This window comes from Streptomyces sp. NPDC053542, from assembly GCF_044544685.1.
Lineage (GTDB): Bacteria > Actinomycetota > Actinomycetes > Streptomycetales > Streptomycetaceae > Streptomyces.
Genome location: NZ_JBITXL010000002.1, coordinates 310,353 through 324,130, shown reverse-complemented (window position 1 = coordinate 324,130; position 13,778 = coordinate 310,353). Strand labels below are relative to the sequence as shown.

12 protein-coding genes are annotated in these 13,778 nt (G+C 72.8%); 8 read left to right on the top strand and 4 right to left on the bottom strand.

Features of this window, described 5'->3' with window-relative positions:
• Positions 1-9: 9 nt before the first annotated feature.
• Both ACIGXO_RS05685 and ACIGXO_RS05680 read left to right on the top strand, forming a co-directional pair.
• Complete coding sequence (locus tag ACIGXO_RS05685) at positions 10-654, top strand: amino acid ABC transporter permease (protein WP_030252720.1); 645 nt, start codon at positions 10-12, stop codon at positions 652-654.
• Positions 651-1,508, top strand: coding sequence for an amino acid ABC transporter permease (locus ACIGXO_RS05680; RefSeq protein WP_399780751.1), 858 nt, complete (start codon positions 651-653; stop codon positions 1,506-1,508). The genes ACIGXO_RS05685 and ACIGXO_RS05680 overlap by 4 nt, the downstream gene beginning before the upstream one ends.
• Positions 1,509-1,528: 20 nt before the next feature.
• Here ACIGXO_RS05680 and ACIGXO_RS05675 read toward each other — a convergent pair whose 3' ends face one another.
• Positions 1,529-3,109: an alpha/beta fold hydrolase gene (locus ACIGXO_RS05675; protein WP_399780749.1), complete on the bottom strand. Its 1,581-nt coding sequence runs from the start codon at positions 3,107-3,109 to the stop codon at positions 1,529-1,531.
• Positions 3,110-3,330: 221 nt separating this feature from the next.
• On the opposite strand from ACIGXO_RS05675, the gene ggt reads away from it, so the two are divergent.
• Positions 3,331-5,163 (top strand): gamma-glutamyltransferase, encoded by a 1,833-nt coding sequence (gene ggt / locus ACIGXO_RS05670; RefSeq protein ID WP_399780746.1) that lies wholly within the window; start codon positions 3,331-3,333, stop codon positions 5,161-5,163.
• A 124-nt stretch (positions 5,164-5,287) separates the two neighbouring features.
• The gene (locus ACIGXO_RS05665; protein ID WP_399780744.1) at positions 5,288-6,694 is read left to right on the top strand and encodes an amidase; all 1,407 of its coding nucleotides are present in this window, start codon (positions 5,288-5,290) and stop codon (positions 6,692-6,694) included.
• Between the two features lie 46 nt (positions 6,695-6,740).
• Here ACIGXO_RS05665 and ACIGXO_RS05660 read toward each other — a convergent pair whose 3' ends face one another.
• On the bottom strand, positions 6,741-7,292 hold the full coding sequence (locus ACIGXO_RS05660; protein WP_399780741.1) for an isochorismatase family protein: 552 nt from the start codon (positions 7,290-7,292) through the stop codon (positions 6,741-6,743).
• 3 nt (positions 7,293-7,295) lie between these two features.
• Positions 7,296-7,763 carry a MarR family winged helix-turn-helix transcriptional regulator gene (locus ACIGXO_RS05655; RefSeq protein WP_399780738.1) on the bottom strand — a complete coding sequence of 156 codons (468 nt, stop codon included), beginning with the start codon at positions 7,761-7,763 and terminating at the stop codon, positions 7,296-7,298.
• Between the two features lie 170 nt (positions 7,764-7,933).
• Here ACIGXO_RS05655 and ACIGXO_RS05650 point away from each other — a divergent pair, with 170 nt between their 5' ends.
• The 4 genes from ACIGXO_RS05650 (at position 7,934) to ligD (ACIGXO_RS05635) (ending at position 12,869) form a co-directional block, all read left to right on the top strand.
• Positions 7,934-9,349 (top strand): hypothetical protein, encoded by a 1,416-nt coding sequence (locus ACIGXO_RS05650; protein ID WP_399780735.1) that lies wholly within the window; start codon positions 7,934-7,936, stop codon positions 9,347-9,349.
• A 176-nt stretch (positions 9,350-9,525) separates the two neighbouring features.
• Entirely contained in the window at positions 9,526-10,368 is an 843-nt protein-coding gene (locus ACIGXO_RS05645) for a nitrilase-related carbon-nitrogen hydrolase (protein WP_399780732.1), read from the top strand.
• Positions 10,365-11,684, top strand: coding sequence for an aspartate aminotransferase family protein (locus ACIGXO_RS05640; RefSeq protein ID WP_399780729.1), 1,320 nt, complete (start codon positions 10,365-10,367; stop codon positions 11,682-11,684). The genes ACIGXO_RS05645 and ACIGXO_RS05640 overlap by 4 nt, the downstream gene beginning before the upstream one ends.
• Positions 11,685-11,885: 201 nt before the next feature.
• A complete protein-coding gene (gene ligD, locus ACIGXO_RS05635; RefSeq protein WP_399780726.1) occupies positions 11,886-12,869 on the top strand; it encodes a non-homologous end-joining DNA ligase in 984 nt (327 codons plus the stop codon).
• Positions 12,870-12,878: 9 nt separating this feature from the next.
• Here the strand turns inward: ligD (ACIGXO_RS05635) and ligD (ACIGXO_RS05630) are convergent, their stop codons facing one another.
• On the bottom strand, positions 12,879-13,778 hold the full coding sequence (ligD, locus tag ACIGXO_RS05630) for a non-homologous end-joining DNA ligase (RefSeq protein WP_399780723.1): 900 nt from the start codon (positions 13,776-13,778) through the stop codon (positions 12,879-12,881).

Sequence of the window (13,778 nt, the reverse complement as noted above, 5' to 3'; positions counted from 1 at the left end):
CCGATACCCATGGACGTACTGACCCACAACTGGTCCCTCTACGGCAAGGGCCTGCTCGGCACCGTCGAGCTCACCGTCTTCGCCTCGCTGCTCGCCCTCGGACTCGGCGTGATCATGGCGGGCTTCCGGGTCGCGCCGGTCGGCTCGCTGCGGGCCTTCGGCACGGTGTGGGTGACGGTGCTCCGCAACACCCCGCTCACCCTGCTGTTCTTCGCGGTCCTGCTCGGCCTGCCGCGGTTCGGCCTGGTGCTGCCCTTCGATGTCTTCGCGATCCTGGCGCTGGGCTGCTACACCTCGGCGTTCATCTGCGAGGCGGTGCGCTCGGGCATCAACACCGTGCCGGTGGGCCAGGGCGAGGCGGCCCGCAGCCTGGGCATGACGTTCGCGCAGACGCTGGGCACGGTGGTGCTGCCGCAGGCGTTCCGTACGGTCATCCCGCCCGTCGGCTCCACGCTGATCGCGCTGGCCAAGAACTCCGCGATCGCCGGCTCCTTCAGCGTCGTCGAGCTGCTCGGCACGTACAAGACGCTCAACGAGCTGGGCTACAGCATCATCTGGTCCTTCATCTGGATCGCCGTCGGCTACCTGATCGTGACCCTGACCATCAGCGCGCTGTTCAACGTGCTGGAGAAGCGCTGGGGAGTCGCCCGATGACCGGCACCGCCCTCTACGACGTCCCCGGACCGAGAACCCGGAGCCGGCACCGCCTCTACGGTGTGGTGGCGACGCTCGCCATCCTCGCCGTCCTCGCCTGGGCGGTGTATCTCCTGATCGACACCGGCCAGTTCAGCGCCCGGAAGTGGACGCCGTTCGAGTACCAGGGCATCCAGGATCTGCTGCTGGAGGGCCTGGGCAATACGCTCAAGGCGTTCGCGATCGCGGCGGTGCTGTCCCTGGCGCTGGGCGCGGTGCTGGCCGCCGGGCGGCTCTCCTGGCACCGGCCGGTCCGCTGGGTGTGCACGCTCCTGGTGGAGTTCTTCCGCGCCATGCCCGTACTGGTGATGATCTTCTTCATCTATGTGGCGCTGCGGGCCGAGCCGTTGACCGCGCTGGTCGTCGGCCTGACGCTCTACAACGGCTCGGTGCTCGCCGAGGTCTTCCGCACCGGCGTGCACGCCGTCGAGCGCGGCCAGCACGAGGCCGCGTACGCGCTGGGCATGCGCAAGACGCAGGTCATGACGCACGTACTGGTCCCGCAGGCGGTCCGCTCGATGCTGCCCACGATCATCAGCCAGCTGGTCGTCGCGCTGAAGGACACCTCGCTCGGCTTCCTCATCACCTACGAGGAGTTCCTGCACGCGGGCCGGCTGATCGCCTCCAACCTCGACTACGACCTGCCGTTCATCCCCGTCGTCCTGGTCATCTCGCCGATCTACATCGGGATGTGCATGCTGCTGTCCTGGTTCGCCCACTGGATGGGCCGGCGGCAGCGGCGCAACCCGAAGGTCGAGGGCGAGGTGGGCGCCGCCGAACCGGGGAACCTCATGCCGGGGAACCCCCCGCTGTGACGGCGCCCGCCCGGCCGGGGTCAGTCCCGTACCGGTACCGACACCCACGACGGGTCACCGGCCGGCGAGGAGAAGGTGAGCTTCGCGCCGTCCGGGTTGTGCTCGATGTAGAGCGGGTCGGCGGAGTCCACGACGAGTGCCAGCCGGTGTCCGGCGGGCACGTCGTACGCGGTGGAGAAGAGATCCAGGCCCATGGCGAACGGCTTGCCCGGCTGCTTGCCGTGGAAGGTGAACGGCGCGTGCGTGACGAGCCTGCCGGTGCCGAGCGGGCCGACGTCGTAGAGGTGGGCGACCGCGGTGCCGCTCTCGGCGGTGCTGGTGACCGTGGTGTGCACCTTGGCGGTGCCGCGCACCCGCTGCTGGGTCTCGTACGGGGCGGACTGCCAGACCGCGGCGGCCGAGCGGGGCAGCAGCGGCAGCGACGCCATCGGCGGGACCTTGAAGAACTGGTCCAGCATGCTGGAGAGGAAGATCGTGCCGCCGTTCGCGCCGGAGTCGCCATCGGTGGCGATGGCGTGCGTGCCGTTCAGCGGGATGCGCCGCTCGTCGGAGGGCACGGCCTTCCAGCTCGCGTACCCCTCGTACGCGCCGGTGGAGCGGGACTTGAGCCGTACGGGGGACTCGCGGTCGACGCCGTTGTCGGCGCCCTTGAGGTAGTGGTCGAACCAGCGCTTGGTGTCGGTCCAGGTGTCGTTGGGCAGCCCGAGCAGGCCGGTGGCCTCGGCGGTGGCGTGGTCGCCGGGCCGGAACTCCAGCCGCTTGGGGCCCTTCAGCTTCTCGAAGAAGTCGGCGTACTGGTTCGGCGGGAAGATCGAGTCGCCCCAGGCGTTGCCCAGCATGATGGCCGCGCCATTGGCGTTGATCCGGTCGAGGTAGGTCGCGGGGGAGCGCTTCTTCCCCCACGCGATCATCTCGTCCTCCTTGTCGAGGTTCGAGCCGAGGAAGTCCTTCATGATGGTCCGCAGTTCGGCGCTGGGGCGTCCGGTGAGCTCGCCCGCGCCCGCCAGCAGCCCGGCGGCCTGCGCGTGCTGCGTACGGCCGCTGTAGATGGAGTCGATCAGGTCGGCCCACCCGCTGAGCGCCGCGACCGCCTTGATGCGCGGGTCGAAGGCGGACGCCAGCAGGCTGATCCCGGCGCCGTAACTGACCCCGCCCATGCCGACCTTGGCCGGGTCGGCGGGGGTGTGGGCGAGCGCCCAGTCGACGACCTTGCGGGCGTCGGCGACGTCCTGCGGGCCCGCCGTCTCGATGTTCCCACCGGACTGCCAGAAGCCGCGCGAGTTGTACCCGACGACGATGTACCCGGAGTCCGCCAGCTTCTTGGCCTGCGCGACGTACTCGACCTGCGGCATGCCCCAGCTGGTCGGCAGCACGATCACCGGGTACTTCCTGCTGCCGTCGGCGTCGCCGGGGGTGAAGACGTTCGCCTTGAGCGTGATGCCGCCGGCGCCCTCGATGTCCACGAACTTCACGGTGGCGGGGGCGGTGGCGGCGGCCGGGGCCGCCTGGGCGGCGGGGGCCGTGGCCGTGAGGGTGGTGGCGAGCACGGCCGCGGAGACGGTACCGATCGCGGCGCGCAGCGTCGTACGGGAGGGCGTCATCTACTGCTCCAGGTCGCGGTGTGGGGGAGAGGGGGCGTGACCGGTGGCACCGGTACCGAAGTGACTGGAGAGTAAGTCGAGCGAGTTACCGAAGGTAACCCGTCGGTAGGTTACGCAAGGGTAAAGATCTCGTGGCGGCGGTCCTTCGGCGCCCTGTCGCCCCCGAAGAGCCGCAGGTAGGCTCCGGCTTCTGGCGCGAACTCGATGGAGGGAAGGCACAGATGACGCATGTCCGACGCCTGTCGGTGCTGGCCGTGACGGCCGCGCTGGCCGGCTCGCTGGCCTCCGTACCGGCCAGCGCCCGGCCCGCGGCGGCCCCCGCGGCACCCGCGACCGAGGCCCCGCCCAAGTCCCCCGTCGCCGTGGGCTCCGGCGGCGCGGTCTCCAGCGTCGACCCCGACGCCTCGGCGGCCGGCATCGAGGTCCTGAAGAAGGGCGGCAACGCCGTGGACGCCGCGGTCGCCACCGCGGCGGCGCTGGGCGTCACCGAGCCGTACTCCGCCGGCGTCGGAGGCGGCGGCTACTTCGTCTACTACAACGCCAAGAAGCGCTCCGTGCAGACGATCGACGGCCGCGAGACCGCGCCGCTGACCGCGGACAAGGACCTCTTCCTGGAGAACGGCAAGCCGATCCCGTTCAACGAGGCCGTCACCAGCGGCCTCAGCGTCGGCACCCCCGGCACGCCCGCCACCTGGGACAAGGCCCTGGACAAGTGGGGCAGCCGCTCGCTCGGCCAGGCCCTCGCGCCCGCCACCCGCCTCGCCCGCGACGGCTTCACCGTCGATGAGACCTTCCGCAAGCAGACCGCGGACAACGCCGACCGGTTCCGCGACTTCCCCGCCTCCGCGAAGCTCTTCCTGCCCGGCGGGCAGCCCCCGGCCGTCGGCTCCACGCTGAAGAACCCCGATCTCGCGCGCACCTACGACGAGTTGGCGACGAAGGGCGTGGACGCGCTGTACCGCGGACGGCTGGGCGAGGACATCGTCCGCACCGTCGAGCAGCCGCCCGTAAGAGAGGGCGCCACCCGCAAGGTGCGGCCCGGCGACCTCACCGCTGCCGACCTCGACGCGTACGAGACCAAGGACCAGGCGCCGACGAAGACGAAGTACCGCGGCCTGGACGTCTACGGCATGGCGCCGTCCTCCTCCGGCGGCACGAGCGTGGCCGAAGCGCTCAACATCCTGGAGAACCACGACGTAGCGAAGCTGAGCGAGAAGCAGTACCTGCACCGCTACATCGAGGCCAGCCGCATCGCGTTCGCCGACCGCGGCCGCTGGGTCGGCGACCCGGCCGCGCAGAAGGTGCCCACCAAGGAACTGACCTCGCAGAAGTTCGCCGACTCCCGGGCCTGCCTGATCAAGGACGACGCGGTGCTCAAGAGCCCGGTCGCGCCCGGCGATCCGCGCCACCCGGAGCCCTGCGCGGCCGGTGACAAGGCAGCCCCGACGACGTACGAGGGCGACAGCACCACCCACCTCACCGCCGCCGACAAGTGGGGCAACGTCGTCGCCTACACCCTCACCATCGAGCAGACCGGCGGCAGCGGCATCACCGTCCCCGGCCGCGGCTTCCTCCTCAACAACGAACTGACCGACTTCTCCTTCGCCCCGGCGGCCCCCGGCGTCCCCGACCCGAACCTCCCGGGCCCCGCCAAGCGCCCCCGTTCCTCCATGTCGCCGACCGTCGTCCTCGACCACGGCAAGCCCGTACTGGCCGTCGGCTCGCCCGGCGGAGCCACCATCATCACGACAGTTCTGCAGACGCTTCTCGGCCACCTCGACCGCGGCCTGCCGCTCGTCGACGCCATCGCCGCGCCGCGCGCCAGCCAGCGCAACGCCGCGCAGACCGAGCTGGAGCCGGGGCTGTACGACAGCAAGCTCCGCACGGAACTGGAGGCGCTCGGCCACTCGTTCAAGGAAAACCCCGAGATCGGCGCGGCCACCGGCGTCCAGCGGCTGTCCGACGGGCGCTGGCTCGCGGCCGCCGAGAAGGTCCGCAGGGGCGGCGGTTCGGCCATGGTCGTCCAGCCCGAAGGCCACGCGAACTCCCGCTGACCGTATACGGAACAACCGCCTCCGGCGCCCCGCGGGGGTCCGGAGGCGGTTGATGCCGCCTCACGCACGTGGTTACGCTGCGCACCTCCGTCGGAACGGAACGTCAGTGCGAGAGGCGGCGGCAGTGGGGGACAGGTTCGAGGGACTGGCCGAACAGGCCGGAGCATTGCGCGACGGTGACACCACATCGGCCGAACTGGTCGGGCGGTCGCTGGAGCGCATCGAGGCGACCAGGGGCACCGTCAACGCCTTCCGGCTGGTGCGGACCGAGGCGGCGCTCGCCGAGGCCGAGGCCGCCGACCGCAGGCTCGCGGCGGGGGAGCGGCTGCCGCTGCTCGGCGTGCCGGTCGCGGTCAAGGACGACACCGACGTGGCGGGCGAGCCCACCGCGTTCGGCTGCGCGGGCACGTTCCCGCCCAAGGCCGAGGACTCCGAAGTGGTACGGCGGCTGCGCGCCGCCGGCGCGATCGTGGTCGGCAAGACCAACGCCTGCGAGCTGGGCCAGTGGCCGTTCACCGAGGGCCCGGCCTTCGGCGACACCCGCAACCCGTGGAGCCCGGCGCACACCCCCGGCGGCTCCTCCGGCGGCTCGGCCGCCGCGGTAGCCGCCGGGCTCGTACCGGCCGCGCTCGGCACGGACGGCGCGGGCTCGGTCCGCATCCCCGCGGCCTGGACCCACCTGATCGGCATCAAGCCGCAGCGCGGCCGGATCTCCACCTGGCCGGAACCGGAGGCGTTCCAGGGCATCACCACCCTCGGCCCGCTGGCCCGCACGGTCGAGGACGCGGCGCTGCTCCTGGAGGTCTCCAGCGGCAGCCACCGGCACGACCTGCACCGCCCGGCGCCGGTCGCGGTGCGCGAGGCGGTCGGCCGGGACCCGGGACGGCTGCGCATCGCGCTGTCCTGGAAGGCCGCCTGGACCGGTACGCCGCGCCCGCTCCACCCCGAAGTGCGCGCCGCCGTCACGGACATCGCCCGCACCCTCGCCCGCCTCGGCCACTTCGTCGAGGAGGCCGAGCCGGACTACGGGCTGATCGGGCTGGCCTTCGTGCCGCGCGCGACCACGGGCGTACGGGAGTGGACCGAACGGGTGCCGGACCGCTCCCTGCTGGACCGCAGGACGCGGGACGCCGCGCGGCTGGGCCGGCTGCTGAGCGGGCGCGCGCTGCGGCTGGCGCGGGCCGCCGAGGCGCGGCAGCAGAAGCGGGTGGGCGCGGTGTTCGGCCGGTACGACGTCGTGCTGACCCCGACCACGGCCACGCCGCCGCCGCGGGTCGGCACGCTCGCCGCGATGTCCGGCTGGCACACCGACCGGGCCATGATCGCGGCCTGCCCGTACGCCTGGCCGTGGAACGTGCTCGGCTGGCCGGGCATCAGCGTGCCCGCGGGCTTCAGCTCGGCCGGACTGCCGCTCGGCGCCCAGCTGTTGGGCCCCGAGGGCGGCGAGCCCCGCCTGATCTCCCTCGCCGCCCAGCTGGAGGACGACCTGCGGTGGTACGAGAAGTGGCCGCGACTGCGGGCGGGGGCGTGAGCTCCCGTATCAACTCCCTTGTCATGGCGGGAGGTTGAGGACTTTATTACGGCAGGAGCTTGAGGATCGCGTCGGTGGTGTCCGTCTCGCCCAGCCGCGGGAAGATCTTCTCCAGGCTGTTGCGGTGCGCGTCGGCGTCCATGTCCGTCACGGCGTCCGTCGCGACCGTCACGTGGTAGCCGTGCTCGTACGCGCTGCGCGCCGTGGACTCCACGCCGATGCTGGTCGCGATGCCGCCCAGGACGATCTGCGTGACGCCGAGGCGGCGCAGCTCCATGTCCAGCGCCGTGCCGTGGAAGGCGCCCCAGGTCTTCTTGGTGACCAGGAGGTCGGAGGGCTGCTGGTCGAGCTCGGGGACCAGGTCGGCCCAGTCGGCGGGCGGGTTGCCGGCGCGGGCCGGGCCCTCGGTGCGGCCGGGCGCGCCGCCGGTGACGTTCACCAGCACGACGGGCAGGCCGCGCTCGCGGAACGCGGCGGCCAGCCGCGCGCCCTGCGCGATGACCTCGGCGGCCGGGTGGGTCGTGGGCAGCGCGGCGATGCCCTTCTGCAGGTCGATCAGGACCAGCGCGGTCTTCGGGTCGAGCGTGGTGGCGGTCAAGATTCAGTTCTCCGTCAGTCGTTTCAGCAGCGCGGCGGCCTCGGCCAGTACGCGCCGTTCCTCGGGGGTGGTGTGCTCGGCGATGGCCGCGGTGAGCCAGTTCTGCTTGGCCCGCCGGACGTCGGCCAGCACCCGCCGGCCCTCGTCGGTGAGCGCGAGGACGGCCTGCCGGCCGTCGGTGGGATGCGGGCTCCGCGCGACGATGCCGCGTTCCTCCAGGGCGGCCAGCGTCACCCGCATCGACTGCGGGCGTACCAGCTCAGCCCGGGCCAGCGCCGCGGTGGTGGCGGGCCCGTCGCTGTCCAGCCGGGCACAGACCGCGCGCTGCGTGGGCGTGAGCCCCCCGCTCGGCGACTCGGTGCGCAGCCGGCGCATCAGCAGGCCGACGGCCGCGCTGAGGTCCGTGACGAGCTGCTCGTGCGCGGTCCCTTTGGTCGCGGTCTCTTTGGCCGCGGTCCCTTTGGTCGGCATGACGGCAGCGTAGAAAAACGACAGACAAACTTGCAAGTTTGCCTGTCGACTCACTGGCGGTCCACGAGCTGCAGAGGTGGTGCGGTGCGCAGGCGGAAAACTCCCCGTAGCCGCCCTGTAACAGCGGCCGAAACACGACTGGTGTGCAATCGGGAGCGGAAAGGGGCGGCATGACGGAGACACGGCTGCGCGATGCGGTGGGCGAGTTCGCGTACTTCCTGGACGGTCTGACGGGGGCGCTCGACGAGACCGAGGGCTGGTACGGCGTCTTCGTGCGGCGCGATCCGGACGGGCTGCGGGCCTGCCTGGAGGGGCGCGAGGTGCCGCCGTGGGACGTGGTCGCCTCGCTGCTCCAGGATCTCGCCGGGCGGCGGGGCGCGCGGGCGGCGGCGGAGGCGGAGCCACGCGCCCGGCAGCTGCACAGTGCCGCGGTCGCCGCCTACGACGCGCTGACCGGCGGTCCGGAGGTGCTCCGCGACCGGCTCGACGCGATGCTCGGCGAGCTCCGCCACGCCACCCGCCGCGAGCGCGACCTGCACGCGGCGCTTCAGCAGGCGGACCCCGCGGACCCCGGCACGGATGTGTCCGGACTGACCGGCGAGCTCGCCTGGGTACGCGACGACGCGGCACGCGCGCGGGCGCGTGTGGCCGAACTGGAGCAGCGGATCGAGGCGGCGGAGCCGCAGGTGGCCCCCGAGCCGGCCTTCGAGCCGGCTGAGCCTCCGGCGGCCCCGGCCGAGCCTCCCGCGGCCCCGGCCGATCCCCCGGCCGTCGTGGCACCCGTCGCCCCCAAGCGTCCGCGCGGCGCCCGTTTCGCGGGCCTGGAGGTCTCCGGCGACGGTGACGCCGCGGAGGCCGCCCCACCGGCCGAGACCACCGTCGCGCCCGCCCCCTCCGTCCCGCCGCCCGCAGCCCCTCGTGGCGCCCGATTCGCCGGTGCCTACGAGGACGAGGCCGACCGCGCACCGAAGCACGCCAAGGAGCGCGTCAGCGAGACGGGCGCCCCCGCTGACGCGCCGCAGCCGCTCACCCCCGAGGCCCGGCAGGCCGTCACCGCCACCGCGGCCCGCCTCGCGGAGCTGCGGGCGGCGGGCCACGGCGGCGAGGCGCACGCCCTCCTGTGCGCGGCCGCCGACCGCCCAGCCGTCGAACTCCCGTACACAGCCAAGCAGTTGGAGCGGTACGGACTCGCCGCCGACGTGCCCACCCTGCTGTGGGAGGTGGCCTGTCTGCCGCCGGACCGCCTCGCCGCCGCGGCGGAGGCGCTGGCCGTCGCGGGCCGCGACCGGGACTGCGCGAGCCTGCTGCGCCAGGGTGTGGCCCGCCCGGTCGGCGAAGTGGCGAGCGCCGCGCTGGCGCTGCGGGACGCGGGCCGTACGGGTGAGGCGCGGGACCTGCTGGCCGCGCTGGTCCGCGTGCGGACCGCGCAGGAGGCGGCCGGCCTCGCACAGGCCACGGACGCGCCCGGGGTCCTGCTGCCGCTGCTGCTGGAGGCGGCGGCAGGCGTGGCGCCGCACTGTCACCGCGACCTCGTCCACGCGCTGCGGACGGCCGGCGTACCCGACCGCCTCACCGGCGCCGGCTGACCCGTCCGCACCACCGCTCACAGCAGCTCGTACAGCAGTTCCCGCAGGGTGCGGAATCGGCCGCGCGGCGCGGCAGAGATGGTCTTGCCAGGGTGCACATCGCGGCCTACGGTCACCTCCACACGCGTAGAGCACAGATGGAGCGGTTGTCTGACGCCCTGGCAAAGGAGCAGCTCATGGCCGATGTTGTACGTGCCGCACTGGTGCAGGCGACCTGGACGGGCGATACCGAGTCGATGATCGCCAAGCATGAGGAGCACGCCCGTGCGGCGGCCGCCCAGGGCGCGAAGGTGATCGGCTTCCAGGAAGTCTTCAACGCCCCGTACTTCTGCCAGGTCCAGGAGCCCGAGCACTACCGCTGGGCCGAGCCGGTGCCCGACGGCCCGACCGTCCGCCGGATGCAGGAGCTGGCTCGCGAGACCGGCATGGTCATCGTCGTCCCGGTCTTCGAGGTCGAGCAGTCCGGCTTCTACTACAACACCGCGGCCGTCATCGACGCCGACGGCACGGTCCTCGGCACGTACCGCAAGCACCACATCCCGCAGGTCAAGGGCTTCTGGGAGAAGTACTACTTCAAACCGGGCAACAAGGGCTGGCCGGTGTTCGACACCGCGGTCGGCAAGGTCGGCGTCTACATCTGCTACGACCGGCACTTCCCCGAGGGCTGGCGCCAGCTCGGCCTGAACGGCGCCCAGCTCGTCTACAACCCCTCCGCGACCTCCCGCGGCCTGTCCGCCTACCTCTGGCAGCTGGAGCAGCCGGCCGCCGCGGTCGCCAACGAGTACTTCGTCGCGGCCATCAACCGCGTCGGCGTCGAGGAGTACGGCGACAACGACTTCTACGGCACCAGCTACTTCGTCGACCCGCGCGGGCAGTTCGTCGGCGACGTGGCCAGCGACAGCAAGGAGGAACTGGTCGTCCGCGACCTGGACTTCGCGCTGATCGACGAGGTCCGGCAGCAGTGGGCCTTCTACCGGGACCGCCGCCCCGACGCGTACGAGGGGCTGGTGCAGCCGTGACCCACTACGCCGACGACGCCGCCCATCTGCACGCCCGGCACCGCTCCGTCCTCCCCGAGTGGCTGACCCTGCTCTACGACCGCCCCATCGAGCTGACGCACGGCGAGGGCCGGCACGTCTGGGACTCCGAGGGCAACCGCTACCTCGACTTCTTCGGCGGCATCCTCACCACGATGACCGCGCATGCGCTGCCCGAGGTCACCAAGGCCGTCGCCGAGCAGGCCGGCCGCATCATCCACACCTCCACCCTCTACCTCTCGCGTCCGATGGTGGACCTGGCGGAGCGGATCGCGGCGCTCTCCGGCATCCCCGACGCGCGGGTCTTCTTCACCACCTCCGGTACGGAGGCCAATGACGCGGCCCTGCTGCTGGCGACCACGTACCGCCGCTCCAACCAGATCCTGGCGATGCGCAACAGCTACCACGGCCGGTCCTTCTCGGCCGTCGGCATCACCGGTAACCAGAGCTGGTCGCCGACCAGCCTCTCGCCGCTGCAGACGCTGTGGGTGCACGGCGGGGTGCGCAGCCGCGGCCCGTACGCGCACCTCACGGACGCCCAGTACATCGAGGCGTGCGTCGCGGACCTGAAGGACATGCTCCAGCAGACGGCGGGCGGCGTGGCCGCGCTGATCGCCGAGCCCATCCAGGGCGTCGGCGGCTTCACGTCGCCGCCGGACGGCCTGTACGCGGCGTTCCGCGAGGTACTGGCCGAGCGGCGGATCCTCTGGATCAGCGACGAGGTGCAGACCGGCTGGGGCCGTACGGGTGAGCACTTCTGGGGCTGGCAGGCGCACTGCGCGAGCGGCCCGCCCGACATGCTGACCTTCGCCAAGGGCATCGGCAACGGCATGTCCATCGGCGGCGTGGTCGCCCGCGCCGAGGTGATGAACTGCCTGAACGCCAACTCCATCTCCACCTTCGGCGGCAGCCCGGTCACCATGGCGGCGGGCCTCGCCAACCTCAACTACCTCCTCGAACACGACCTCCAGGGCAACGCCCGGCGCGTCGGCGGCCTGCTCATCGAACGGCTGCGCGCGGTGGCCGCCGGGCTGGACATCGTGCGCGAGGTCCGCGGGCGCGGCCTGATGATCGGCATCGAGCTGGTCGAGCCGGGCACGGACGAGCCGTCGCCGCGGGCGGCCGCCGCCGTCACGGAGGCCGCGCGCGAACGCGGCCTGCTCATCGGCAAGGGCGGCCTGAACGGCGCGGCCCTGCGCATCGCACCCCCGCTCTCCCTGACCGTCGCGGAGGCGGAAGAGGGCGCGGACCTGCTCGACGAGGCGCTCCAGGAGGCGCGGAAACAGCTCACCGGCTGACCGCCGTAGGGGTTCGCACCGGCGGCCGGGCCCAGCCCCTTCAGGGGCGCGGGGCGTGTCCATGTTGCGGCTCCGCCGCGTGGGCGCGCTCAGCCACAGCGCAGCTGAGCCCGGCCGCGGCGCGGTACCCCTACGGCGGTGGGCCCGGCACTCGCGCCGGCCGAGGTCGCGCCGGTCGGCCCGACCGCTGATCATCGGAGCATGGCACCGCCCGCGCCCCGGCCCGCAGATCCGCCCGGCCTGTCCGGGCTACGGCCCATGCTCGCCACGCCGGGCCCGTTGCCCGCCGACGGCGCGGAACCGGCCTGGGCGTACGAGGTGAAGTGGGACGGGGTGCGTCTTCTCGCGCATGTGCCGGGGGACGGGGCCGTGCGGCTCGTCACCCGCGCGGGCAACGACGCCACCCGGACCTACCCCGAGCTCACCGCCCTCGGCGACGCGCTGCGCGGCCGGTCCGCCGTCCTGGACGGCGAGGTCGTCGTGCTCGACGCGGAGGGCCGGCCCGACTTCGGGCGGCTGCAGCGCCGGATGAACGTCGCGGACGCGCGCCGCACCGCCCGGCTGCTCACCGACCACCCCGCCCACCTGGTCCTCTTCGACGTGCTGTACCTGGACGGGCGGCCGCTGCTGGACACCCCGTACGAGGAGCGCAGGGCCGCGCTGGCGGGCCTGGAGCTCGCCGCGCCCGAGTGGTCGGCCCCCGGGCACGTCGTGGGGCAGGGCGCCGAGGTGTGGGAGACGACGCTGCGCAACGGCCTGGAAGGCGTCGTCGCCAAGCGGCTCGGCTCCGGCTACACCCCGGGCGTCCGGTCCGCCGACTGGCGCAAGACCAAGCACGTGCGCACCCTCGACGTCGTCATCGGCGGCTGGTGGGAGGGGCACGGCGGGATCGCCGGGCTGCCCGGCTCGGTACTCGTGGGGATCGAGGAGGCGGACGGCGTACTGCGCTACGCCGGTTCCGTCGGCTCCGGCCTCGCCGACCACGAACGGCGGGAGCTGGCCCGGTACTTCGAGGTCCTCGCGCGGGACACCTCGCCGTTCGCCGGGCCGGTCGAGGTGCCGGGCGCGCGCTGGGTCGAGCCGCGGCTGGTGGCCGAGGTCGGCTACTCCGGCTGGACGGCGGCGGGCCGCCTGCGCCACCCGACCTGGCACCGCCTGCGGCCGGACCTGACACGGCTGGACTGAGCGCCCGCCTCAGCCCCGGCGTTTCGGGCGCGGCAGCCGCTTCGCGCGGTTGAGGTTGATCAGCGGGCCGAGCAGGTCGCCGTACCGCTCGCGGCGCTCCGCGATGTCATCGATGAGGAAGTGCAGGTCGGCGGGGTCGGTGCAGGCGTCGATCTCGTCCCAGGTCACCGGCGTGGAGACGGTCGGCTCGGCACGGGCGCGCACGGTGTACGGCGTGGCCGTGGTCTTCGCCGCGCTGTTCTGGCTGAAGTCGAGGAAGACCTTGCCGGGTCGCAGCGCCTTGGTCATCCGGTGGACCACCTGCTCGGGCAGCTCGTGCTCCGCCTCCACCGCGATGCCCTTGGCGTACGCGGTGACGTCGTCCGACGGCGTGGGCTCGATCGGCACGAGCAGATGCAGCCCCTTGGAGCCGGAGGTCTTGGCGTACACGTTCAGGCCGTCCGCCGTCAGCCGCTCGCGCAGCCATCCGGCGACCGCGCAGCAGTCGACGATGGTGGCCGGTGCGCCGGGGTCCAGGTCCCAGACCATCCGGTCGGCGATGCCGGGGTCGTCGATGCGCCACTGCGGGGTGTGCAGCTCGACCACGAGGTTGGCCGCCCACATCAGGGACGCGGTGTCCTGGAGCACCACCTGGCGGCCGGTCTTGCCGCTCCGGCGGGTCAGATCGACGGTCTTCACCCAGGCGGGCGTACCGGGAGGCACGTTCTTGGTGAAGAACGTCTCGCCGTCCGGGCCGTCCGGGTAGCGCAGGAAGGAGACCGGGCGGTCGTAGAGGTGGGCGAGCAGCGCGCCCGCGGTCTGCGCGTAGTAGTGCAGCACCTCGCCCTTCGTGGTCCCAGTGGCCGGGTAGAGCACCTTGTCCAGGCGGGTGACCGTCAGCCGGCGTCCCTCGATCTCGGTGATCGGCAT